The sequence below is a fragment of the Bradyrhizobium sp. 132 genome, from assembly GCF_023074185.1.
Lineage (GTDB): Bacteria > Pseudomonadota > Alphaproteobacteria > Rhizobiales > Xanthobacteraceae > Bradyrhizobium.
This window is the reverse complement of sequence record NZ_JADPKY010000099.1, coordinates 83,307-105,397: the sequence shown is the minus strand read 5'-3', so window position 1 is coordinate 105,397 and position 22,091 is coordinate 83,307. Positions and strand designations below refer to the sequence as shown.

24 protein-coding genes are annotated in these 22,091 nt (G+C 60.3%); 16 read left to right on the top strand and 8 right to left on the bottom strand.

Going from position 1 to position 22,091, the window contains the following annotated elements; all coding sequences use genetic code 11:
- Positions 1-82: 82 nt before the first annotated feature.
- The 3 genes from IVA74_RS19855 to IVA74_RS19845 all read right to left on the bottom strand — a co-directional run bounded on the left by IVA74_RS19855 (position 83) and on the right by IVA74_RS19845 (position 3,432).
- Positions 83-691 (bottom strand): FUSC family protein, encoded by a 609-nt coding sequence (locus IVA74_RS19855; protein ID WP_247347413.1) that lies wholly within the window; start codon positions 689-691, stop codon positions 83-85.
- A gap of 74 nt (positions 692-765) precedes the next feature.
- Positions 766-2,958, bottom strand: coding sequence for a molybdopterin cofactor-binding domain-containing protein (locus IVA74_RS19850; protein ID WP_247347412.1), 2,193 nt, complete (start codon positions 2,956-2,958; stop codon positions 766-768).
- A 3-nt stretch (positions 2,959-2,961) separates the two neighbouring features.
- Positions 2,962-3,432, bottom strand: coding sequence for a (2Fe-2S)-binding protein (locus tag IVA74_RS19845; protein WP_247347411.1), 471 nt, complete (start codon positions 3,430-3,432; stop codon positions 2,962-2,964).
- Positions 3,433-3,857: 425 nt separating this feature from the next.
- On the opposite strand from IVA74_RS19845, the gene IVA74_RS19840 reads away from it, so the two are divergent.
- The 11 genes from IVA74_RS19840 to IVA74_RS19790 all read left to right on the top strand — a co-directional run bounded on the left by IVA74_RS19840 (position 3,858) and on the right by IVA74_RS19790 (position 14,281).
- The gene (locus IVA74_RS19840) at positions 3,858-4,337 is read left to right on the top strand and encodes a DUF305 domain-containing protein (RefSeq protein WP_247347410.1); all 480 of its coding nucleotides are present in this window, start codon (positions 3,858-3,860) and stop codon (positions 4,335-4,337) included.
- Positions 4,338-4,768: 431 nt separating this feature from the next.
- A complete protein-coding gene (locus IVA74_RS19835) occupies positions 4,769-5,839 on the top strand; it encodes an SDR family NAD(P)-dependent oxidoreductase (RefSeq protein WP_247347409.1) in 1,071 nt (356 codons plus the stop codon).
- 314 nt (positions 5,840-6,153) lie between these two features.
- Positions 6,154-7,125: a CoA ester lyase gene (locus IVA74_RS19830; RefSeq protein ID WP_346730960.1), complete on the top strand. Its 972-nt coding sequence runs from the start codon at positions 6,154-6,156 to the stop codon at positions 7,123-7,125.
- Between the two features lie 78 nt (positions 7,126-7,203).
- Positions 7,204-8,151: an AEC family transporter gene (locus tag IVA74_RS19825; protein ID WP_247347408.1), complete on the top strand. Its 948-nt coding sequence runs from the start codon at positions 7,204-7,206 to the stop codon at positions 8,149-8,151.
- 13 nt (positions 8,152-8,164) lie between these two features.
- On the top strand, positions 8,165-9,220 hold the full coding sequence (gene citC / locus IVA74_RS19820) for a [citrate (pro-3S)-lyase] ligase (RefSeq protein WP_247347406.1): 1,056 nt from the start codon (positions 8,165-8,167) through the stop codon (positions 9,218-9,220).
- Positions 9,217-9,513, top strand: coding sequence for a citrate lyase acyl carrier protein (gene citD / locus IVA74_RS19815; protein ID WP_247347403.1), 297 nt, complete (start codon positions 9,217-9,219; stop codon positions 9,511-9,513). The genes citC and citD overlap by 4 nt, the downstream gene beginning before the upstream one ends.
- Positions 9,510-10,376 carry an aldolase/citrate lyase family protein gene (locus tag IVA74_RS19810; RefSeq protein ID WP_247347401.1) on the top strand — a complete coding sequence of 289 codons (867 nt, stop codon included), beginning with the start codon at positions 9,510-9,512 and terminating at the stop codon, positions 10,374-10,376. Before citD ends, IVA74_RS19810 begins: the two co-directional genes overlap by 4 nt.
- 13 nt (positions 10,377-10,389) lie before the next feature.
- A complete protein-coding gene (citF, locus tag IVA74_RS19805) occupies positions 10,390-11,925 on the top strand; it encodes a citrate lyase subunit alpha (RefSeq protein ID WP_247347399.1) in 1,536 nt (511 codons plus the stop codon).
- 2 nt (positions 11,926-11,927) lie between these two features.
- Entirely contained in the window at positions 11,928-12,479 is a 552-nt protein-coding gene (gene citX, locus IVA74_RS19800) for a citrate lyase holo-[acyl-carrier protein] synthase (protein WP_247347397.1), read from the top strand.
- Positions 12,451-13,377, top strand: a complete 927-nt coding sequence (gene citG / locus IVA74_RS19795) for a triphosphoribosyl-dephospho-CoA synthase CitG (protein WP_247347395.1) — start codon at positions 12,451-12,453, stop codon at positions 13,375-13,377. The genes citX (IVA74_RS19800) and citG overlap by 29 nt, the downstream gene beginning before the upstream one ends.
- 73 nt (positions 13,378-13,450) lie before the next feature.
- Positions 13,451-14,281 (top strand): N-acyl homoserine lactonase family protein, encoded by an 831-nt coding sequence (locus IVA74_RS19790; protein WP_247347393.1) that lies wholly within the window; start codon positions 13,451-13,453, stop codon positions 14,279-14,281.
- 441 nt (positions 14,282-14,722) lie between these two features.
- On the opposite strand, the gene IVA74_RS19785 is transcribed toward IVA74_RS19790, so the two are convergent.
- A complete protein-coding gene (locus tag IVA74_RS19785) occupies positions 14,723-15,040 on the bottom strand; it encodes a hypothetical protein (protein WP_247347390.1) in 318 nt (105 codons plus the stop codon).
- 257 nt (positions 15,041-15,297) lie between these two features.
- Between IVA74_RS19785 and citX (IVA74_RS19780) the strand changes: the two genes are divergently transcribed.
- The 5 genes from citX (IVA74_RS19780) (at position 15,298) to IVA74_RS19760 (ending at position 18,697) form a co-directional block, all read left to right on the top strand.
- Positions 15,298-15,849: a citrate lyase holo-[acyl-carrier protein] synthase gene (gene citX, locus IVA74_RS19780; RefSeq protein ID WP_247347388.1), complete on the top strand. Its 552-nt coding sequence runs from the start codon at positions 15,298-15,300 to the stop codon at positions 15,847-15,849.
- Entirely contained in the window at positions 15,827-16,249 is a 423-nt protein-coding gene (locus tag IVA74_RS41195; RefSeq protein ID WP_247347385.1) for a triphosphoribosyl-dephospho-CoA synthase, read from the top strand. The genes citX (IVA74_RS19780) and IVA74_RS41195 overlap by 23 nt, the downstream gene beginning before the upstream one ends.
- Complete coding sequence (locus IVA74_RS19770; protein WP_247347383.1) at positions 16,132-16,740, top strand: triphosphoribosyl-dephospho-CoA synthase; 609 nt, start codon at positions 16,132-16,134, stop codon at positions 16,738-16,740. Before IVA74_RS41195 ends, IVA74_RS19770 begins: the two co-directional genes overlap by 118 nt.
- Positions 16,741-16,956: 216 nt before the next feature.
- On the top strand, positions 16,957-17,673 hold the full coding sequence (locus IVA74_RS19765; protein ID WP_247347381.1) for a DUF1614 domain-containing protein: 717 nt from the start codon (positions 16,957-16,959) through the stop codon (positions 17,671-17,673).
- A gap of 481 nt (positions 17,674-18,154) precedes the next feature.
- A complete protein-coding gene (locus tag IVA74_RS19760) occupies positions 18,155-18,697 on the top strand; it encodes a cytochrome b/b6 domain-containing protein (RefSeq protein ID WP_247347379.1) in 543 nt (180 codons plus the stop codon).
- Positions 18,698-19,105: 408 nt separating this feature from the next.
- Here the strand turns inward: IVA74_RS19760 and IVA74_RS19755 are convergent, their stop codons facing one another.
- From IVA74_RS19755 to IVA74_RS19740, 4 genes are all read right to left on the bottom strand, one after another.
- Positions 19,106-19,867 carry an aldo/keto reductase gene (locus IVA74_RS19755; RefSeq protein ID WP_346730959.1) on the bottom strand — a complete coding sequence of 254 codons (762 nt, stop codon included), beginning with the start codon at positions 19,865-19,867 and terminating at the stop codon, positions 19,106-19,108.
- A gap of 206 nt (positions 19,868-20,073) precedes the next feature.
- Positions 20,074-21,114, bottom strand: coding sequence for an NAD(P)-dependent oxidoreductase (locus IVA74_RS19750; RefSeq protein WP_247347377.1), 1,041 nt, complete (start codon positions 21,112-21,114; stop codon positions 20,074-20,076).
- Between the two features lie 271 nt (positions 21,115-21,385).
- Entirely contained in the window at positions 21,386-21,694 is a 309-nt protein-coding gene (locus IVA74_RS19745) for a hypothetical protein (protein WP_247347375.1), read from the bottom strand.
- 103 nt (positions 21,695-21,797) lie between these two features.
- Positions 21,798-22,049, bottom strand: a complete 252-nt coding sequence (locus IVA74_RS19740) for a DUF3551 domain-containing protein (protein ID WP_247347373.1) — start codon at positions 22,047-22,049, stop codon at positions 21,798-21,800.
- Between the last annotated feature and the right edge of the window lie 42 nt (positions 22,050-22,091).

Genomic DNA, 22,091 nt, shown 5'->3' with positions numbered 1-22,091 from the left:
GCGCCATAAAATCGAGTTTAATCGTGTAAATTCAGGTTTAGCTTCGCTTCCGGACTGGAGGGACGTCCCAATGGAGCAGGACTCAGTGGCCAGAAGTATGGTCGGCGTCCGCTTCGATCGTTTTCGAGATGGGCGGTTTCGCCGCTGATCCACGTTTCTCCTCGACGACATGCGCGCCGCCGCCAACAAGTGCCCCGAGGACCACTTCGGAACCTCTCGTCAATGCGACCAGCGCTGGAGCAGGACCGGAAGCCGCTGTTATCAGGACGAGGGGACAGGTCCACAAACAAATCCGAATCAATGGCCGCCCCATCGCGGCGGCCGCGCAAATCGCCACACCGATTGCGATCTGCAGCACCAACGGCAGCGCGATCATGCGCCCGATCGAGTTTACCAGCAGGGCCACTGATACACCGATGAGCGTGCCGACGAAGCGCCCTCGAATGGAGGCAATGGTTGCTGTGACGTCCTCCTGCGAAACGATCAGGGCCGAGACGGGGGCCCAGAGGGGGTGCTGCAGTCCGACAAGTGTGGCCAGGCCGTACGCCAACGATGCGCTGGTCGCACAGCGGATAACGAACCGGCTGCGTTCAGATGCAAGCAGTACCCGGCACGTCAGATTGGCGACGCCGCGAAAAAACGGCGCAGGCGCCCGCGTTCGCGAAGTGACCGGCCATATCGAGGCCGCCATTGTCCGTCTCCATTGTCCGACGTTCGGTGTGTGGTCATCACAGACTATGTAAAACCAGATTGGACACCGCTCACTTACGTGGCGCGAAGCGCCGCTAGAACCTTGGCTGGCGTGAATGGCACTGAGCGCAGCCGTACGCCCGTCGCTTCAAACACTGCGCCTCCGATAGCGGAGGGAATGACGGCGCAAGCCGGCTCTCCGCCGCCCCATGGGACCTTTTCGGGACGGTCGATCAGGTCGATCACGATTTCCGGTACCTCAGGAAGACTCAGGATGGGATAACTGGACCAGTCTAGGCTCGTGACCATGGAACGATCAAAGGTCACCTCCTCCTTGAGGACCCTGCTTACAGTCTGCACGACGCAACCCTCGATCTGGTTGCGAAGCCCGTCCGGGTTAATGATCTGCCCGCAATCATGCGCGATGTAGAAGCGCTTCACTGAAAGGGCGCCGGTGTTGCGGTTGACCTCGACCTCCGCGACCGCACCGACATAGGTGCGCACCAGCTCGTATTTCACATATGCCAGCCCGCGTCCCGTGACGACCTCGGCATTGCGATCGGGTTGAGAACGCTCACGCCAATTGCTCAATTTGGCCAGTCGCTCCAGAAGATCCTTGCCGCGTGCGTCGTCGAGATGCTGAAGGCGAATATCAAGCGGGTCGGTGCCGGTGCTCGCCGCGATCTCGTCGAGAAAGGACTCGTTGGCAAAAGTATTTTGCAGACGGCCAGGCGAGCGGATCCAGGACGGTCGCAACGGCGTCGATTGCAGTCGATGCGCGGTCGTCGTGACGTTCGGGATGACATAGGGAATCGCGTGGTCGTTCAGCACGCCACCGGGGCTGAGCTTGGCAAGACTGTTGAGACCGGCGAGATCGGAGCCGACCAACGGCACCAGGCGACCGCCGACCTCGTCAGGTACGAACAGCTCGGATTCCCAAGCAACCACATTGCCCTGCTGATTGAGGCCCGCCCGCATATCGAGCAGCGTCGGCGGTCCCTTGGGATCCCAACCGTGCTCGTCGGCGCGCATCCATTGCACCCGGACCGGCTGGCCGACGGCGCGGGCCAGGAGCGCCGCATCCGACGCGGCGTCCTCATGTCCGTTGCGGCCGTAACAGCCTGCGCCCTCAACATAGATACAGCGAACGTCGGCGTCGGCCAAGTCAAACATCGCGGCGAGTTGCTTGCGCAAGTCGTGCGTTGCCTGCGAAGCGGTCCAGCAGGTGAGCTTGCCATCTGCCAAGCTCGCCACCGCACAGGACGGGCCGATCGAGCCGTGGGTGTGCATGGCAAAATCGTACGTTGCCTGTAGCTTACAAGGCGCCGCATCCAGGGTGCCACGCGAGAGTCCGGCGCGGCTAGTGACATCGTCGCGCGCTATCGGGGTATTGCGGACGTGCTCCCAGATCTTGCTCTGTTCGGGAAGACCATTCCAGTTCGACCAGGTGACCTTCAGTTGCTGCGCGGCCTGGATTGCGCTCCACTCGCTTTGGGCCACGATGCCAAGAAAATTGCTGATGCGGACGACCTTTACAATTCCGGGGATTTTGGCAATTGAAGTCTCGTCATACGAGACGACCGTCGCACCGAAGCCCGCCGGGCGCACCACTCGGCCATGCAGCATGCCTGGGACCTTGAAATCCTGCATGAAGGTGAACCGGCCGTTCACCTTGTCCGGGATATCGAGGCGGGGCACCGGCTTGCCGACGACAGTGTATTCGGCAGGTGTCTTCTGCGGCGCATCGTTTGCGATTTCGAGCGCAAGCGTTGTCGATTCGACCAGACTTCCGAGTGGCAGCCGCTCGCCGCTTGCGGCAACGACGACACCATCGCGAATGGTAAGCGTTGACATATCGCGTCGCATTTGCGCAGCGGCCCGTCGCAATAGGGCTTGGCGGGCCGTCGCCGCGGCGCGGCGCAACTGCATGCCGCCGTTCTGGATCGAGAAACTGCCGCTGGTCGTGCCCTGGTCGGGCGCCAGCGCGGTGTCGCCCTCGATGATCGTGACCTCCTTCATAGGGACATCAAGCTCGTCGGCGACGATCTGAGTCAGCGCGGTCCGCACCCCGGTGCCGAGATCGACCTTTCCGGAGTAAACCGTAACGCGTCCATCGCGCGCGACAGCAAGGAAGCCGTCGACCCGATCGGTTGACACGGTTTTTCCGCCAACGGCTGCTGCCCTCGTGCGGTCGATCGGAAGACTGAAGGCCACAACGAGCGCGCCGCCGACCTGCAGGAGCGTGCGCCGATTGATCATCTCATTCATTGCTTATCTCCGTCGGGACCCAGCCGCGGCGCGCATGACTGCGCGCACGATGCGCAGATGCGTTCCACAGCGGCAGAGATTGTTCGCCAGTTCGGTCTTGACGTCCTGCTCGCTTGGCTTCGGATTGCGCGCCAAAAGGTCGGCCGACTGCATGATCATGCCGTTGATGCAATAGCCGCACTGCGCGGCCTGTTCCTCGATAAAGGCTGTCTGGAGCGGATGCGGCTTGGTATCCGTGCCGAGACCCTCCAGCGTGACGATCCGGCCCGAAACTGTCGAGAGTGGCGTAACGCAGGATCGAGTGGCCGTTCCGTCGATGTGCACTGTGCAGGCACCGCACTGGCCCAGACCGCACCCAAAGCGAGGTCCATGAAAGCCCAACTCATTTCTCAGGACATAGAGCAGAGGAGTGTCTGGATCGTCGACGGTGACGGAAACCGATTTGCCGTTCACGTTGAGGGAAGCTGTCGCCATCACGAGGTTCCTGCCTTGGGTTTGCGGCCAGCGACGGTGTGGAAAGCCCGCACCATTCGTGAATGGATCGCGGGCGCCGCAAACGGTTTGGTCAAACTGACCGGAAGCAAGTAGGAGGTCGCCCGCCCGACCCAACAAGAATTTTGGAGATCTAGCCTGAATTCCGCGCTCGCAATCCTGAAACTAAATTTAATTGAAGGCGCCATCTGGCGAACCGACATCGATAATCGACGGCTCACCACTTCCTCATGTGGCTGGGGTTTACCCCATTGGAGGTCGATATGGCTCTTTCTTCGCGCGCAATCTTGCTGTCCACGATGCTGCTAACTGCTGCAGCTTCACCCTCATTGACGCAGAGTTCAACGAGCGGTGCCGGTAGCAACGAGCATTAATTCGTCGTCGATAATGGCACGGCGATGAGCAACATGAGCAAGACGATGCTCGTCAAGCCAACCAGCGACATGGACCACGACTTTGCCGCTATGATGATCCCTCACCATCAAGGCGCGATCGAAATGGCCCGCGCCGAGCTACAATACGGTCGTAACGAAGAACTGCGGCAGTTGGCGCGGAACATCGTCGCGCAACAGGAGCGGGAGATATCGATCATGCGCCGCGCCATCGGGGAAGCTCCCCAAGGCAAACGAAACGCCGTTGCCGCAATCGAACTCAAGCCAGAATTCCGCGACTCCGCCAGCCGTAATGAACTCGATGGACATGAAGTGACTCGGCGTCGCGCTATGGACTGGCTTGAACCACGATCCACGTCTTGCAGCGAATTGAGGTTTTGTGACGCGCAATTTAATGGGACGGGCCCGTCGCCGGTCTACATGCAGCTCGAAACATCCGAATGTTCGGATGCTTCAAAGGCGAGAAACCCGCGTCACCAGAGCATCTTCATCTGATTGCTTTTGCGCGCTCAGCGAATTCTTGCATCAACCCATGCATGGAGACGCACTATGACTTCACTCAAAACATTCGCCGTGGCGGCCCTTCTTTCGGCGACGGCGCCAACGCCGGTATTCGCGCAGGCCGCTATCCAGGAACCAGGCAACTTTGCGTTCTATCACCCTAATCTGGATGTTCTCAACGGTGGAGCGCCCACGCCGGCGGCTGCATTGGCGTCGGACCCTGCAGCTATGGAGACCTTTGCGGCGAGGGAAAGCGGCATCGCTCCTCCACAAGAGTTATCAGTCCCGCGGCCGGGCCCCCGGCATTTTCATCGGCCATGACGGTCGTCAGCACCCGTGTGAGTGAATCTCGGAAGTCAATGAGCCAAAAGCCATAGCGACCCGATCACTAAACTACATGACCCCAACGTAAAAGGAGCTTTGCAATGAGCGAGAGTTCTCGCAAGGAATTACAGAATGCCGGGAATAGTCTGCCGCGGCGATCCGTGTTGGTATGCGCGGGACTTGCGGCAACCGGCCTGGCGTTATCGGGTGGGGTTGCCGCAGCCGATCCGATCAAGCATGCGCCCGTGGCCGAGCCAGTAGGCGGACCATACCCGATGCCTGCTGTCGGAAGAACCGCCGGTCCGATCGTCCCGGCGCGCGGCTCAGCGCTTGCCGGCAAGGTGGCGGTGGTGACGGGTGCAGCCCGCGGAATTGGTCGCGCCATCGCCATCGAATTCGCCGCCAATGGAGCAGACGTCGTGGCTCTCGACATTGCGGGACCGATCAGTCCGACTGCTGATGCGATTCCAGCTACAGAGGCAGAGCTCTCCGAAACAGTATCGGAGATCGGGAAGTATGGCCGGCGGGCAACCGCTGTCAAAGCAGACATTCGAGATATCAAAGCTCTGAGGGCAATTGCGGACAGAGTAGAGCGCGAACACGGAAAGATCGACATTGTCGTGGCCAATGCCGCCATCCAAGGCTGGAAGCCGCTGATGGAGATGGACGACATGGACTGGCACGACCAGATTGAGAACAATCTCAACGGCACCGCCAACACGATTCGGGCCTTCGGACCCAAGCTGGTTGCCCGCAACCGTGGTCGTATCGTCCTGCTCTCTTCGATGCAGGGCAGAATGGGCACGATGGATGGAGCGAGTTACTCCGCGTCGAAATGGGGTATCCTGGGCCTGATGAAATCGGCGGCTCTCGAACTCGGGCGGTACAACGTCACCGTTAATGCAATTCTGCCGGGACTGGTCGGGACGCCTCTGACCTTCAACGAACAGCGATTCCGGGCGGCAATAGCGCAATCGAATCGCCAGCCTTCTTCGCATCCTACCGCGCAGCAAACGTGGGATGCACGTGCTCCGACTGTTCCGCTTCACGTGGGATGGCTACAGCCTGAAGACATCTCGCCGGTGGCGGTCTTCCTGGCGTCCGACGCCGCTGCGCTGGTGACTGGCAGCGAGTTTGCGGTCACCGGTGGCGACGCCGCCAAGGTTAGCTGAAGAGCAAGTGCGAATGCGTGTGCCGCTCGCGACCCCGGGCGGCACGTGCGCGAAGGGGACTCGGTCGCAACGAGATGATCCAGATAAAACCTGCTCGCCCTCGCGCGGGCTCATTCGCGCTCTGCCGACCCACGCATGAACATTTGTCAGCCGATCAAACGCACGGAGAGCGCGCGATTGCACCCGCAGCGTTATGAATGAAAATTTAGTCACCTCAAATCCTATTTAATAGTCCTACGACGCTCACAACCTACCTCTATTGCATCGATCATCGAGTGAGCTCCCCGACCGGAGAGCGGCTCTAGTAACTCGCGATGGCAGCGGAGGTTGACGACATGATGAAGAGTAATGGATCAAATTCGGGCTCGCGCAGCGAACCGATCGGGAATGGCGCCGGCGGGCCTTCAAGCCTGGCCGTTTCGCTTCCCCGTCGTCTCCGTGCATGCCGCAGCTTCTTGCTCACCCCAGGCTCCAAGCCGGACCGTTTTCTTGATGCCCGGGCGGCCGGCGGCGATGCCATCATGGTTGATCTTGAGTCGACGGTTGCCCCCGATGACAAGCGGCACGCGCGCGACACGGCACTGGCTTTCTTGCGTGAGCCGCGCGAAGCCAACTTCGTCCGCATCCTGCGCATCAACAGCCCGCGCTCCGCGATCGGGCTCCGCGACCTGCTGGCCCTTCTCGAGGCCGGCGGCCAACCCGATGCAATCGTCATTCCCAAGTGCCAGTCCGCGGACGAAATCCGGGTCGTGGTCGACATCCTGGATGGCTCGCAGTCCACGATCGGCATCATTCCGATGGTCGAGCTCGCAAGGGCGGTTTTCGTTGCCAATCTCATGGCGGATGCGCATGAGCGTGTTTGCGGTCTGTTCCTGGGCGGCGGTGATCTCGCGGCCGATCTTGGTGCTGAAGGCTCCTGGGAAAATTTGCTGTTCGCACGATCACAGGTCGTCGCGGCCGCGGCCAGCACCGGCATCGCAGCCATCGACGTGCCCTACTTCAAAGCCGATGAGGCAGGCCTCAAAGCGGAAGCGATCGCGAGCCGCAAACTTGGCATGACCGGAAAAGCGGCGCTCCGCGTCGAGCAGCTCGCTGCGCTCAACGCCCTCTTCACCCCTTCGGCGGACGCGGTGAACCATGCGCGGGCTGTTGTGAAGGCCTGCACCACCGCCCAAAACGCAATGCCGGTCCTTTCCGGCCATGTCGTCGAACCGGCGATGGTTCGAGAGGCCGAGCGCGTGCTGGCGATCGCAGGCAAGTCGCACGATGTCTTGCGGACGGTCTAGTGACACGCGTCTCCCGCGGAGCTTTCCCGCATCCGCGGGTGCCACCCGAACTCGACTTCTAACAGGCGACATGAACCGATGCTCAACACCATCGCTACCACTCTCGTTCCAGTCGCCTTCGTCATCTTTCTCGGCTATCGCGCGGGGCGCCTTAAGTTCTTTGGGGGCACTGACCGGGCTCTCCTGACCCGGCTGGTTCTCACCTGGCTCTTGCCGCCGCTGTTGCTGGCCGGCATTCTGCAGACGCCGCGCGCGGACCTGACCGATTACAAAATTCCCTTGCTCTTTGTCGTGGGACTGATGGTCCCGTATCTCGTAGTGCTGCTCGGCTGCCGGTTTGTACTCCGCTACGATCTGCGCACTTCGACATTGAGGGCGAGCCTGCTCGCCTTTCCGGACATGGTGTTCATGGGCGTGCCGATCCTGGGGCAGTTGTTTGGCCCTTCGAGTTTGTACCCGATTCTGATCGCAAATCTGATCCCGTCACTCATCATTGTTCCCCTTACCACGGTATTGCTGGAGGTTGGCTCGGAGAAGAAGCAGGGGGATGGCACGCGAGCGTTCGTCAAGACGTTCGCCAAGGCGATGCGTGAACCGCGCGTCTGGGTGCCGTTCATCGGCATCGTGCTGGTGCTGCTCGACCTGGACATACCTGCATTCGTCGTTAGCTCGCTGAATCTCGTAGGCAGCGCTACCACCGGTATCTCGCTCTTCGTCGCCGGTCTAATCATCGCCGAGGAAAAGGTCGAACTGACGAAAGCAGTGGCGGTCGACGTCCTGGTCAAGAATCTGGTGCACCCCGTCGCGATGCTCGCGGCCGTAATTGCATTCGGAGTCACCGGCGTGCTCGCGCGGGAGGCCATCCTGCTGGCGGCGCTTCCGTCCGCCGTAATCACGACCATGTTTGCCGAAGAGCACGGCGTTCTCGAATCCGAGTCCTCGACCACGATCCTCGCAACGCGCGTACTAGCCTTCGCGACTATCCCAATCATGATCGCGGCGACGCACCGTCTGTCGATTGCGTGAGAAGGGGTGAGCCATGAATGCCATAGATGAGTTCAGCACGATAAGTCCAAATGACTCGCCCAACGTCATGGTGGTAGTCAGAAAGCTGCTGGGTACCAACAATCTCGAGTTGGACAACCAAGTCGAGGCCTTCGTCGTGTGCCGTCGTGACGGGAGGGTCGTCGCATGCGCTGGCCTTGACCACAACACGATCAAGTGCGTTGCCGTCGCGGAGCAGTTTCGGGGCGAGTCGCTGAGCCTGCGGCTCGGCAGCGAAACGGTCAAATTGGCGGCTGAGCGCAGCCAGTTTCATCTCTTTCTGTACTCTCCACCTCACAATCTGCCGTTCTTCCGCGGTTGGAGCTTCTATCCTCTGGTAGAGGTTCCGCAGCTCGTCGTGCTGATGGAGAACAGTCCAATCGCGATCCAGGCATACTGCGACGGGTTGCGTGAGCAGCGGCGACAGGGCTCCAAGATCGGCGGCATCGTCCTGAATGCGAACCCGTTCACGCTCGGTCACCAATGTCTGGTCGAGGAGGCCGCTCGCGCCTGCGATTGGCTGCATGTTTTCGTGGTCAGGGAAGACGCATCCCTGTTTTCCTATGCCGATCGGCTGGCGCTGGTAGCGGCCGGCGTAAAGCATCTCGACAGGGTCAGCCTGCATCCGGGCTCCGACTACATCATCTCGCGCGCCACGTTCCCAGGCTACTTTCTGAAAGATGACGCGCTTGTCGACCACAGCTGGGCCGCGATCGATCTGTTGCTGTTCCGGGAATATATCGCGCCGGCGCTGGGCATCACGCACCGCTATGTCGGTACCGAGCCGTTCGATCCGGTTACGGGCAACTACAACAAAGACATGGAGCACTGGCTGCAGCACGCAGCCTCCGCCGCTCCCGCGATCACGGTGATTGAAGTACCCAGGGTTTCCGTCCGCGGTATTCCCGTTTCCGCATCCCAAGTCAGGCGATTGCTCACGCGGCGGGATTTCGACGCCATTCGGGATCTGGTCCCCGCATCGACCCTGCAATTTCTGGAGCAGAAATTTTCTGCAGCCCACAACGTCACTGAGGAGGTTGGAAATCAATGAAAGTCATCAAGGAAGCTATCGCCGGCACTTTGGAATCCAGCGATGTGCTGGTCAAGGTTGCGCCAACCGAGAAAGGCACGCGCGAAGTCGTCCTCAGGAGCGAGGTGATCAAGCAGTTCGGCGAGCAGATCAAGCAAGTCGTCACGGATGCGCTCGACAAGCTATCAGTGAGCGCTGGCTCGATCGTGATCGAGGACAAGGGCGCGCTCGACTGCGTGATACGGGCGCGCGTGCAGGCAGCCGTCCTGCGCGGCTGCTCCTCCGAGGAGCTGGACTGGCGGAGGCTCTCATGAAACTGCGTCGCAGCATGCTCTTCGTTCCTGGTGACAACGCCGCGATGTTGAGTACTTCCTTCGTCTACAAGCCGGACTCGATCATGTTCGACCTGGAAGACGCCGTCTCGCCGCGGGAGAAGGATTCGGCGCGGCTTTTGGTGTTTCAGGCACTGCAGCACGCAGCCTACCGCGATGTCGAGACTGTCGTGCGCGTCAACTCGCTCGACAGCGAGTTCGGACTGAAGGATCTGGAGGTCGCCGTTAGGGGCGGGGCCGACGTGGTGCGTCTGCCCAAGACGGAAAATGCTCAGGCGATTGGTGAACTCGAGGCGCACGTAGTGCGGATCGAGCGGGCGTGCGGCCGTCCGGTCGGCGTTACAAAGATCATGGCGGCGATCGAATCGGCGAGCGGCGTGGTCAACGCAGTCTCGATTGCGATCGCTTCGCCCCGCATGATCGCGATTGCGCTGGCGGGCTTCGATTACCTCGTCGACATGCGCACCAAGCGCAGCAATGGTTGGCAGCCAGAATTGTTCTACGCCCGCGCCGCTGTGCTGCATGCCGCCCGAGCGGCGCGGATCGATGCCTTCGATGTCGTGTACGGTAACATTAGCGACGACGCCGGCTTCCTGCGCGAGGTGAAAATTGCGAAGCGGCTCGGTTTTAATGGCAAATCGCTAATCCATCCGAAGCAAGTCGAGCTTCTGCACAAGGCTTATGCGCCGACTGAAGAAGAGGTGAGCCACGCCAGGCGGGTGATTGCAGCGGCGGAGGACGCGCACCGCAAGGGGCTGGGGGTCGTTTCGCTCGACGGCAAGATGATCGATCCCCCCGTCATCGAAGAGGCCGAGATGGCATTACAGCTTGCCGAGGCATCCTGAAGGAACCACGATCATGAAGAACGATGTTATGACGACTGCCATCGAGCGCTTGGCAACGCAGGATTCCTCGCTACCCAAGCTGCAACCGTTCGCGGGCGCGAACGCCGAGACGCCATATCTCGCTGCGGCTGGCACAAAGTTGCACCGCAAACTCTGCGGATCGCTCGAGGAGGCCATCCGGCGATCTGGATTGAAGGACGGGATGACCATCTCGTTTCACCACGCCTTCCGGGAAGGCGACAAGGTGGTCAACAAGGTTGTGAATACCCTGGCCAGGCTTGGCTTCAAGAACCTGACGCTCGCCTCGAGCTCGCTCCTGAACTGCCACGATCCGCTGGTGGAGCACATCAAGAGCGACGTGATTACGCAGATCTACACTTCCGGCATGCGCGGCAGGCTCGCCGAGGCTGTTTCCAACGGATTGATGAAGAAACCGGTGCAGATTCATTCGCACGGCGGCCGGGTACATCTCCTGCAAACCGGAGAGCTCAAGATTGATGTCGCATTCCTCGGAGTCTCATGCTGTGACGAATTCGGCAACGCCAATGGATCGCGCGGCAAGTTGAACTGTGGCTCGCTCGGTTACGCGAAAGTCGATGCTGAATACGCCCGCCAGGTCGTGCTGCTGACCGAGGAGTTGGTGGGGTTTCCGAACTATCCCGCGAGCATTTCGCAGGATCGCGTAGACCTGGTCGTCAAGCTCGATCAGGTCGGTGATCCCTCGCTCATCAGCGTAGGGGCCGCCCGTGTCACAAACAATCCGCGGGAGCTGCTGATCGCACGTCACGCCGCGGATGTTATCGAGCACTCCGGCTATTTCAACGATGGCTTCTCGATCCAGACCGGGTCTGGAGCGGCGGCCACGGCCGCCACCCGTTTCCTTGAACAGCGCATGAATTGCAAAGGTATCAAGGCGAGTTTCGCGCTCGGCGGCATCACAGGGGGCATCGCCGATTTGCACAGTAGGGGCCTGATCAAGGCCATTGTTGATGTGCAGTCGTTCGACAATGATGCCGCGGCATCGCTGCGAACCTCCAGCGCGCATATCGAGATCTCGGCCAACGAGTACGCCAATCCGACATCGAAAGCAGCCTATGTCGATCGCGTCAATGTGGTGATCTTGAGCGCGCTGGAGGTCGATCTGGACTTCAACGTCAACGTGATCACCGGCTCCGACGGCGTCATGCGCGGCGCATCCGGTGGACATTGTGATGTCGCGGCCGCTGCGGACTTAACCATCGTTGTTGCTCCATTGGTACGTAGCCGCATTCCGACGGTCGTCCGGCATGTCACGACTCTACTCACCCCTGGCGAGTCGGTCGGTGTCCTGGTGACAGACCACGGGATCGCCGTGAATCCCAAGCGCCCGGAAATCGAGCAGCGACTGCGCGACGCACGTCTGCCTGTTATGACCGTCGAAGAGTTGTACCGGAAGGCGGTGGCGTTGACGGGCGAGCCTGAGCCCCTCGAATTCACCGATCGGATCGTCGGCATAGTCCGTTACCGCGACGGCAGCGTGATCGATGTCGTGCGGCAGGTGAAGAACTGATCATGTCTGCGCCGGTCCGGACGGCCATTGGGGCCGAAGTCAGTCTTGATCAGATGCTGGCGGCTCGGGAGCAACGGGCCGCGCGTCAAGCCTCCGCCCTGGCGTGCTTTAACAAACCGATCGTGTCCATGACGGTGGTTATGCCCGGCCCGGTGAAGGATGGCTGGTTGTCCCGACGGGTACTGAGCGAGGCGCTCAAGCAGTTGGAGGCCATGTCAGATAAGCGCAGCTGGCGCGTATTGTCGCGCGAGGTCTTGTGGCGGGAGACCGGGCCGGAGGCGCTCTACGTTATTGATGCGGAAGCGCGGATGCTCAAGTCGGCTACCGTCGCTCTGGAAGAAAATCAACCCATAGGACGCCTTTGGGATCTTGATGTCCTCACTCCCGGACGGGGCCTTCTGTCACGTCAGGAGCTCGGCTTTCGCCCGCGGCGCTGCCTCGTTTGTGGGCAACCGGCCCATGCCTGCGGTCGCTCGCGCCTGCATCCGCTCGAAGAACTACTGAGCACGATAGCGAGGATTGTTCATGACCATGTTCCGCGCTCAGTCAATTAGCCCGCTGCCATCCTCGGCGGGGAACGAGGCTCAGGAGAGGATGGCCGGCGCGCTCGCCGCGTATGCGGACCGGGCGTTGCTCACAGAGTTGATGCTCACGCCCAAACCCGGACTGGTGGATCGGCGAAATTGCGGCGCTCACCATGACATGGACATGCACACGTTCCTGGCCAGCGCACGCGCGATTGCGCCCTGGTGGCCGCGTTTTGTGGAGATCGGATTTTCTTCTGCGCCTATCACCGCGGGCGGATCGCTCTCGGCGGTGCGTCCTGTCGGCGTGCTCTGCGAACAAGCGATGCTGCGGGCGACGAAGGGCATCAACACGCACAAGGGCGGCATCTTTTCGCTTGGCTTGCTCTGTTTCGCGGCTGGTCGTCTTTTGGGGCGCGGTATCTCCCTAACGCGCGAGCATCTGTGTGGTGAGGTTGCCAGGATCTGCGTCGGGCTTGTGGATCGGGAGCTCAGGGCCAGGGGAGAGACGCTTACGGCGGGCGAGCGCGTCTTCCGGCGCTATGGGGTCGCCGGCGCAAGGGGCGAGGCCGCTTCGGGATATTCGACGGTGCGCACGGCAGCCCTGCCGGTCTACGACCAATTGCGGTTGAACGGAATCAACGAGGAACTGACGCTGCTCCAAGTGCTGTTGAATCTGCTCGCCGTCAATGATGACACCAATCTTCTGTCACGCGGCGGTCGCGCAGGCCGGGACTATGTCCGAGCTTACGCCAAAACTCTCGTGGGGGAGGGCGGCGTCCTAGCGCCGGACGGGCTACGCAAGATGGCGGCATTCGATGATGCATTGATCGCGCGCCACTTAAGTCCGGGTGGGACGGCAGACTTGCTGGGCATCACCTGGTTCTTAGCGCAGTTTCCCACCCATGAAGCGGTGGAAGCACAATGATACAGAACGAAACAGAAGCCACGTCAAATCACATCGTACAATTCTTAAATTAACACGGAGAGCAGAAGCAGCCATGCGTATTCATGCAATCCAAACCGGCTTCGTTAAAATAAAAAGTGCGCAGGTCGAGGGACACGGACACGGGTTGGCACGACGGCTTGCCATTTTCACCGACCGGAACTGGACCGAGTGGTTGCCGACGTACGCTTGGGCGATCGAGCACAAGGAAGGTGTCATCGTAGTTGACACCGGCCAGGGAGCGCATTTGCTCGAAACCGGGACGTCGTATCATCCCTTTGTCCGATGGGAAGTCGTTTTTCGAATCGAGAGAGAAGAAGAAATCGGTCAGCAATTGCGCGCGCTAGGCATTGGACCGCGCGATGTGAAAAAGGTCGTGCTCACCCATTTGCACATGGATCATGATGGCGGCCTAGCACATTTCCCTAGTTGTGAAATCCTTGTTGCTTCCGGCGAACTTCGCACGGCAAGTGGATGGGCAGGGCGTATACGCGGTTACCTTCCTAATCGCTGGCCCTCCTGGTTCGATCCAACTGCGCTTGAACTCGCAGCGGAACCGTTTGGGCCCTTCGCTCGCAGCCGACGATTGACCGATGCTGGGGACATTGTCGCGGTGGCCACACCAGGTCACACCGCGGATCATGTCTCCCTCCTAGTACAGCAAGAGGACGGCACAATGCATTTTCTTGCTGGCGATACCTCCTACAATGAGCGCATGATGCTCGCCGGCAGGGTGGACGGCGTCAGTGCTGACGAGGGCATTTCCAGCGCAACGTTGGACTCGATCAGAGCCTTCGCCCAAGTCCATCCGACGGTGTATCTGCCGACGCACGACCCTCAATCCGCTGTTCGCCTCGCAAACAGACAGCTGGTAGGCCTATCGTAAGCATCAGGCCGCACGGAACGACTGAACTCGGGGAGAGGCCGCGCAAGATGTTGCGCTGAGCGTGATCAACTCGCGGTCGTTTGTTCTACTGCACGCAACGCCAGCGGATGAAGCCTAACAAATTTCAGCCAAAAACTCCGGCGCGAAATCGTTCGGGCCGTCGCGCATTTTGGCAGGTGACAGCAGTGACCGGTGATGGGGCAGAAGGGGACATTGCTTCGGCGCGCTTCGGTCGTGCCGAACACGCCAAGGAAAACGCAAGGAAAGCGCAGGGAAAGCGGCTGAATCGGTCGCGACGAACTCGCCACTGTGCTTTCATCTGCGAGTTAGCGCGCTTAAGCAGTTGACGTAGATTTCCTATGCCGAAGTGCCAGAGGGACGACGGATCCCTCAAGCACCGACTTTCGAAACTGCACCGTCAAAGCCGGCTGCACCAGAGGCTCAATCGCAGTAGGGCGGCCGGTAATATGGCGGATACCGGTAGTTGGGATTGTAACAGTCCAGGCCATCGTCAAACAGGCCACCGTAGCCAGGCCAGATACCTCCGAAACGGTGCGTTGCGTAGTGACGGAGGCCTAAGCCGTAGGCCATGCGGTTACCGAGGTTGACGCGGCCCCCACCGAAGCCGCCGATGCGACCACCTCCGAACGCACCAATGTGGGCACGGCCAAAGCTGCCGACGTCGCCGCTGCCACCACGCGCTTCTGCTGTAGCTGCAAGCAAGCTTGGGGCGAGCATGGTCGTCACCAGCATTGTCATGATTCGTCTCATCGCGACGTTCGCAAGTTCACGGTAATCGATGGTAGGGCTTTAACAACGCCCGCCTTCAGGGCACTCGTACGCCGGTGCAGGAGCCGTCCAAAACATCAAAACCGGATTTGCGGGCGCATTACTGATGGACGAGATTTTAGTGCCACTAAAATTGATTTTAATTGTCCTGCTCCGCCCGCGCCTTACCTTCATGGACTGCGCGACGGCAGCGTGATCGATGTCGTGCGGCAGGTGAGGAACTGATCATGTCTGCGCCGGTCCGGACGGCCATTGGGGCCGAAGTCAGTCTTGATCAGATGCTGGACGCCAGAGAGCGGAGGGCGGCTCGGCAGGCTTTTGCTCTGGCGTGCTTTCGCGAGCCGCTGGTCTCGATGACCGTCGTCATGCCGGGGCCCGTGAAGGATGGCTGGTTGCCGAGACGGGTGCTGGACGAAGCGCTTCGCGAACTGGAGACCATGTGCCGCGCGAGGGGGTGGCCCATACTGTCACGCGAAGTCTTGTGGCAGGAGACCGGCCCCGAGGCACTCTACGTCGTCGATGTGGACGCGCGGTCTCTCAAGTCAGCCACGATTGAGCTCGAGGATCATCATCCGCTCGGTCGCCTTTGGGATCTGGACGTGATCGCGCGTTGGCAAGGACCTCTGTCGCGTCAGCGTCTCGGCTTTTCTGCCCGCCGTTGCCTGGTATGCGGCCAGCCAGCCCGTGTCTGCGGCCGCTCGCGCCAGCATCCGCACGAAGAACTTCTAAACACGATAGGCAGGATCGTCCATGAATATGATCTGCGCTCAGCCAGCTAGTGCACCGCCTTACTCGGCCCGCGGCGCAGTTGAGGCGACCACTGCGGAGGCGATCGCCGAGTATGCCGACCAGGCGCTGCTCGCGGAGTTGATGCTCACGCCAAAACCCGGTCTGGTGGACCGCCGCAATTGCGGCGCTCACCGCGACATGGACATTCACACATTCCTGGCCAGCGCGCGTGCCATTGCTCCCTGGTGGTCACGGTTTGTGGCGATCGGCTATTCATCCGCGCATATTGCGGCGCGGGCCGCACTTCCGCTGGTACGTCCCGCCGGCGTGCAGTGCGAGCAGGCGAGCTTCGGGCAACGAAAGGAATCAACACGCATAAAGGAGCGGTTTTCTCGCTTGGCCTACTGTGTTTCGCCGCCGGCCGTCTGCTGGCGCGTGAAGCAGCCGTGACCAGAGAGCGATTGTGCGATGAGGTGGCCAGTATCTGCGTCGGTCTGGTCGATCGGGAACTTAATCGGCGAGCGGAGGCGCATACGGCGGGAGAGCGCGTCTTCCAGCGCTTCGGGTTCTCGGGAGCCAGGGGCGAAGCGGCCTCCGGCTTCGCCACGGTGCGCACTGCCGCGTTACCGGTCTACGACCGCTTGCGGCAGGACGGTCTCGGCGAGGATTTGGCGCTCCTGCAAGTGCTGTTGCACCTGCTTGCGGTCAACAACGATACCAATCTGTTGTCACGCGGAGGTCTCGCGGGCCTCGGCTATGTGCGTGCTTACGCTAGAAAAGTTCTGGGAGAGGGCGGCGTCTTGGCGCCGGGCGGCCTGAAGAAGATGACTGCGTTTGACGATGCTCTGATCTCACGGCACCTCAGCCCCGGCGGGACCGGAGATCTGCTGGGACTTACCTGGTTCCCGGCTCAATTCCCTAAAGGCGGCCAAGGGCGCTAACCATAAGTTTGCCCGGCGGACCGCTCGCCAAGGCTGCGGACTAAGGCCGTTCGAGTGTCCTAACAATACGCGTCAGCACACGCGAGGTGCCAAATCAGGGTAGTCGGTGTTGCCGCAATCAATTCCAACGCAGAACATTGTGAGTGACAGAATGCACGGCCTATCCTACCTAAGCAATGGACCTACAGCGTCCTTGCGAACCAAAGCATCGATCTCATGGATGATCCCCAGGTTCACTATCTACCGCTGACCCCGGGATTTTTTTCGATCCTGGTCTTTTTGGCATTGGCGCTGGTCATCCTGATCCAACTCCGCATCCTTAGATATGCCTATATGCGGCTCGGGGTAGGTCCGGGGGTCGCAGTCCTTCTCCTATTCGGCTCATTGATCGGAAGCTACTTCAATCTTCCGATCACCGTGCTGCCCGGTCCGCCGGTCAGATCGGGGCAAATCGTCGACTTCTTCGGCATGCGCTATGTGGTGCCATTCGTGGTTTCGCCCAGCACCATTTTGGCTGTGAATGTCGGCGGATCGGTGATTCCTACATTGATGTCCGCCTATCTCGTGCTTCGCTATCAGCTCTGGCTCAGGGCAGCGATCGCTGTAGCCGTAATCGCTTTCATTGTTCATTCCACAGCGACGCCAGTAGCTGGTATTGGCGTTGCCGTGCCGGTCTTTGTGCCGGTCGTGGCGACGGCAATCCTTGCCCTCCTCCTCTCCCGCGAATATGCAGCGCCGCTGGCTTATATCGGCGGATCCATGGGAACACTGATCGGCGCCGATATTCTCAATCTGGACAAGATCGGCAGCCTCGGCGCGCCGATCGCTTCCATCGGTGGCGCAGGGACATTCGACGGCATATTTCTAACCGGCATTTTGGCGGTGCTGCTCGCAGGCCTTGCCTCGCCGTCGCGGCTGCAACCGACGCCATAGGCGAACGAGCATGTGAAAATGGCAGCTCAATTCCGACACAGGAGCGCGCCCCTTTTGCAGGTCAGGTCAGCCGGCGCGGGTTCCGAGGCGCGGGACTCAGCCGGCAGTGATGGGATCGTGAACCTCGCCTGAGCGGGATGTGGTGAACTTCCATCGCGGATCGAGCCAGCGCCGGGATCACGTCGACCCCGCGGCCAAAGGGCAAAGACCGTTGACATGCTCGGTCCCGATGTCCGGTAGCGTGGTTTCACGCGCCAGTCACTTCCGGTCTATCCCAGGGAGCAGACATTTTCAGCGGGGCCGGCATGTCTAAAAACGTGCCAGTAGGCGACCAACTGGAGCGCAACAAGCAACTCATTTCTGAACTCAAGTTTAGATTTTGAATTCCTGAATTTAGTCGGTGCATTGGTCCAGGCTGCACACATGGTGATCGCGATGGCAGCAGCCGCTACACACCCGCCTGTTAGGAGTTGAGAGAGCCATGACGTCGAAAGACGAGCGCATGCTGGATCCTACCGCGCGTTACGATCCGATCACGATTTGGCTGCACTGGATCACGGCATCACTTGTTCTGACGCTGTGGGCTATTGGACAGACCGCCGATTGGTTTCCAAGACCGGATCGCGCGGCGATGTGGTCAATACATGTTCTGCTCGGAGCCGCGCTCCTTTGTGTGTTGCCGACGAGAATTGTCTGGCGCATTCGGTTCGGCCGCACCCTGCCGCCGGCTAATGGCGGGCTGGTTCATTTCATAGCCCAACTCACGCATTGGAGCCTTTACCTCCTTGTCTCTGTAGTGTTGTTGTTCGGTATACTCGATGCATCTTATAGGGGCATCACCCTATTCGGGATCTGGTCTGTCCCACAATTCGGCGCGCACCATCCTGCGGTTCTTCGCGCCATCGGTGCCTTGCATGGAGTTGGAGCCAATACGACGATTGCGGTCGCCTCAATGCATGCAGCTGCCGCGCTCCTACATCAGTATGGCTTCCGGGACCGGCTGCTGAGCCGCATGAAGCCCTGACTACTCTCATGCAAAGCGTGGCGGGGCTTGAAGGCAGCCGCCTTCCGCACCGCTGCGTGGGGACCTGCCGGCCCCGAGGAAAGCTGGCTCGCGGGCCTGGGCGCAGTGATGGCCGCACATCTTGTCGCGACCGGCCGCACCATCACGCTGACCGCGCGTTACTTTCATGATGGAAGCGCGAAAACGCCGGAGCAGGCCTGGTCCCTCGCACCACTTGTTACAATCGCTCCGTGCGCTGGCGGCGGGCTGGGGTCTGAGCCCAGGCCCTAAAAAGGCACCTAGCAAAAGCCGGTGCGTCGCGCACGGATCGTGTTATCGCATGTTATCTTGCTTCTCTCCCGCCCGCTTTTGCGCAGCACATTGTTGATGCGACGGAAAGCGGGAGGGTGCGCGTCGATGAAGGTTTGTTCAACTACGCTGCCAAGCTGCGCGCCGGCAGTGCCATAAATTCGGGTCCGATCGGATCACTGATGGCGGCCTCGAGGATGCGATCGATCTCAGCCTGCGCTGGCGCGTCGAGCGCCCAGCTGCTGATACCGTCGACCGGTTGAACTGACCCGGGTGGCGGGCGCCCCATAGCGCGGTTGTGATTCCCTGGTCCAGCATCCATCGGATCGCAAGATGAATAACACGCCTTCCGAACCGCTTCTGCGCCAATTCGTCGAGCTGCTTCACCGCCGATAGATAGCGCGCGAAACGCGGCTGCAAGAATTTTGGGCCGGCGCCGCGGAGGTCGTCACCTTTGAACACCGTGTCATTCCGCATGCGGCCCGACAATAGGCCGCGGCACAGCGCACCATAACCGAAGGTCGCGATATCGTTCCGGCGGCAGTAGGGCAGGATGTCGGCCTCGATGCTGCGCTCGAACAGATTGTAAGGCGGCTGCAGTACATGCAACGGCGCAACCGGACGAAAGCGTTCCATCTGCAGGATCGAAAAATTGCTGACGCCATTCGCGCGGATCTTGCCCTGCTGGTGCAAGCTGTGCATCACCTCGGCAGTCTCTTCGATCTCCACCAGGGGATCCGGCCAGTGCACCTGGTAGATGTCGATGTAGTCGGTTCGAAGCCGCCGCAACGAGTCCTCGAACTCCCTCAGGATCCGCGCGCGAGAAGCATTGCGGATAACGCGTCCCTCGCTCCATTCAAGGCCGACTTTGGTCGCGATCACATCCAGCCGCCGATTGCCCATGTACCAAGTGCGACGCGCGATACGTTGATGTCAGTACCGGGAATGTCGGTATGTTCCAGTTCCAATGAATCTGGCATCGCTTGATCGGACATCAATGAGCTCCTGCGTGTAGAACAACCAGGTTGTGCGCTTCCGCTCGAGCGTTTTGCGACGAAATGGTCACCACGACACGTGAACGCCGGCTTTCAAGTGTTCGGCCCGGCGGAGGCCGCCGGGGAGCCGTTCAGTTCACGATGCTCATCATGAGTCGCACCCCGCGTTGCACCAGATTTCACGGACTCGATGTTCAGCCCGGCTTCCTCTGAGGCCAGAAGGCCAAGCGCGGACCAATCGAGCTCCGAATATCCACGCGCTATCCCTGTGAGGAAGCGGTCGCGCACGACGCTGAGCGTTGGCATGGGGACTCCGGCCATCTCGCCTTCCTGCAACACCAGCCGCACGTCCTTGAGTGCGAGCGGGAAAACCAGGCCACCAGTCCGGTATTCCTGGTCGGCGATCTTGCCGCCATAGATTCGGTGGAAGCGGCTGCCGAACATTGTTGCGGTCAGAATCGCGAGCAATTCCCTGGTATCGAGCCCGCGCTTTTGTGCGAGCGCACAAATCTCCCCCAGGATTTCAAGATTGGCCGCGATCATGGCATTGCCGACCAGCTTGATCAGATTCGCTGTCGCCGGGGTATCGCCCACCGCAAACGTCTGCTGGCCGAGCGCATCGAAGATCGGCTGGCAACGCTCGAGATCCGGCTGCGGACCAGCTGCGATGACGTACAACTGGTGGGCTTTGGCTGCGTCCGGGTTTCCGAACACCGGTGCTGCGACGTAGCTTTGCCCATTTCGCGCATGTTCGCTGGCCAATTGGGATGCTATGGCAGGGCTGATCGTGCTCATCGAAAGATGGATCGCACCGGGCATCAAGCCCATGAGGAGACCGGCGATGCTGAGATCCTTGCGGCCGAACGTGACCTGTTGAACGGCAGCATCGTCGGGCAGCATGCTGACAACGACCGCGCAGTCGAACAGGTCGCTAAATGTGGTTGTCGGCTTCAATCCGAGCGGCAAGAGTTTTGTTACTTGCTCCGGCCGCCGGACATAGGCGAGCACATCTTTTCCGGCGGCCGCGAGGTTAGCGGCCATCGCTGTCCCCATTCGGCCGAGACCGATAAATCCGATCCGACCTTGCTGCGGCGCGTGCTCGAGATCAGCCTTCGAGTTCGCTTTTGAACTCATCGTTATGACCTTCTTGACGGTATTACTGCTGAAAGCCGCATGCCTGGAGGATCGATTGCTCGAGAGCCCAGTTAGTGACGGACGAACGCAAATCCGACTAAAAAATAATTTAGGCCACGACGCCGGAAGTTCGCGCAGGCGTAAGGCGTTGCCTTGAATTCGACGCTTCCTACTCGGGCATTTGCGTGATGAAACTTGCGGTGCGGAGTGGAGGGACCGCACGGGAGCTGGTCCTTCTGTCCAATTTCGCGGTGCTGCAAAGTTGTCGGTATCAGCCGCAGTAGGGTAACCAACTATAGGGTCGACGACCGTAGTAGAGATCATAGCAATCCAGGCTGTCGCCCAACAATGTACCGTATCTTGGCCAGACGCCGCCAAAATGGTGCATGGCGTCGTGGTGCAAGCCTGAACGATAGGCGCCCCCATGGTTGCCAAAACCGATATGGCCGCCGCCAAAGCCTCCCATATGGCCTCCGCCGAAGCCGCTCATGTGACCGCCACCCCCGCGCGCTTCGGCCGTCACCGCAAGCAAGCTGGTGGCGAGCAGGGTCGTTACTAGCGCTGTCATCAGTCGTTTCATCGTCATTTCCTTTCCAATTGGGCGACGTGCCCGGTTGCGGCTTTCAAGCTTAGCGAAACAGGCGGATATCTTTGAATGAGGCGGTGCAGTGTTCGAATCATTACTAGTGAGGGACAAGGGCGCGGTCATGTTCGTCGTCGCGAGCGGTTTTGCCGTAGCACTCGGCGGCAATGCCCGAGGCAGTTTCGAGGCACTCTGCATAGCTTGTGAAGCTGCAATCGGTGCCGCCTTCGTCGTAGGACAAACAATAGCGTCCCGGGGGCACGATGGGCCCGGCCGTCGCGATGTATCCAGAAAGGGCAAGCACAGACAGCGCAGTCGCGTAAGACAGGAACGTTGTCTGCAGCAGTTTCATGGCGATCTCCTACATCAGTTCTCGTTATTGAGATGGGAGCTG

Coding starts and splice junctions, on each gene's coding strand:
- IVA74_RS19855 (WP_247347413.1), bottom strand. CDS start 691: ATGGCGGCCTCGATATGGCCGGTCACTTCGCGAACGCGGGCGCCTGCG.
- IVA74_RS19850 (WP_247347412.1), bottom strand. CDS start 2,958: ATGAATGAGATGATCAATCGGCGCACGCTCCTGCAGGTCGGCGGCGCG.
- IVA74_RS19845 (WP_247347411.1), bottom strand. CDS start 3,432: ATGGCGACAGCTTCCCTCAACGTGAACGGCAAATCGGTTTCCGTCACC.
- IVA74_RS19840 (WP_247347410.1), top strand. CDS start 3,858: ATGAGCAAGACGATGCTCGTCAAGCCAACCAGCGACATGGACCACGAC.
- IVA74_RS19835 (WP_247347409.1), top strand. CDS start 4,769: ATGAGCGAGAGTTCTCGCAAGGAATTACAGAATGCCGGGAATAGTCTG.
- IVA74_RS19830 (WP_346730960.1), top strand. CDS start 6,154: ATGGCAGCGGAGGTTGACGACATGATGAAGAGTAATGGATCAAATTCG.
- IVA74_RS19825 (WP_247347408.1), top strand. CDS start 7,204: ATGCTCAACACCATCGCTACCACTCTCGTTCCAGTCGCCTTCGTCATC.
- citC (WP_247347406.1), top strand. CDS start 8,165: ATGAATGCCATAGATGAGTTCAGCACGATAAGTCCAAATGACTCGCCC.
- citD (WP_247347403.1), top strand. CDS start 9,217: ATGAAAGTCATCAAGGAAGCTATCGCCGGCACTTTGGAATCCAGCGAT.
- IVA74_RS19810 (WP_247347401.1), top strand. CDS start 9,510: ATGAAACTGCGTCGCAGCATGCTCTTCGTTCCTGGTGACAACGCCGCG.
- citF (WP_247347399.1), top strand. CDS start 10,390: ATGAAGAACGATGTTATGACGACTGCCATCGAGCGCTTGGCAACGCAG.
- citX (WP_247347397.1), top strand. CDS start 11,928: ATGTCTGCGCCGGTCCGGACGGCCATTGGGGCCGAAGTCAGTCTTGAT.
- citG (WP_247347395.1), top strand. CDS start 12,451: ATGACCATGTTCCGCGCTCAGTCAATTAGCCCGCTGCCATCCTCGGCG.
- IVA74_RS19790 (WP_247347393.1), top strand. CDS start 13,451: ATGCGTATTCATGCAATCCAAACCGGCTTCGTTAAAATAAAAAGTGCG.
- IVA74_RS19785 (WP_247347390.1), bottom strand. CDS start 15,040: ATGACAATGCTGGTGACGACCATGCTCGCCCCAAGCTTGCTTGCAGCT.
- citX (WP_247347388.1), top strand. CDS start 15,298: ATGTCTGCGCCGGTCCGGACGGCCATTGGGGCCGAAGTCAGTCTTGAT.
- IVA74_RS41195 (WP_247347385.1), top strand. CDS start 15,827: ATGATCTGCGCTCAGCCAGCTAGTGCACCGCCTTACTCGGCCCGCGGC.
- IVA74_RS19765 (WP_247347381.1), top strand. CDS start 16,957: ATGGATGATCCCCAGGTTCACTATCTACCGCTGACCCCGGGATTTTTT.
- IVA74_RS19760 (WP_247347379.1), top strand. CDS start 18,155: ATGACGTCGAAAGACGAGCGCATGCTGGATCCTACCGCGCGTTACGAT.
- IVA74_RS19750 (WP_247347377.1), bottom strand. CDS start 21,114: ATGAGTTCAAAAGCGAACTCGAAGGCTGATCTCGAGCACGCGCCGCAG.
- IVA74_RS19745 (WP_247347375.1), bottom strand. CDS start 21,694: ATGAAACGACTGATGACAGCGCTAGTAACGACCCTGCTCGCCACCAGC.
- IVA74_RS19740 (WP_247347373.1), bottom strand. CDS start 22,049: ATGAAACTGCTGCAGACAACGTTCCTGTCTTACGCGACTGCGCTGTCT.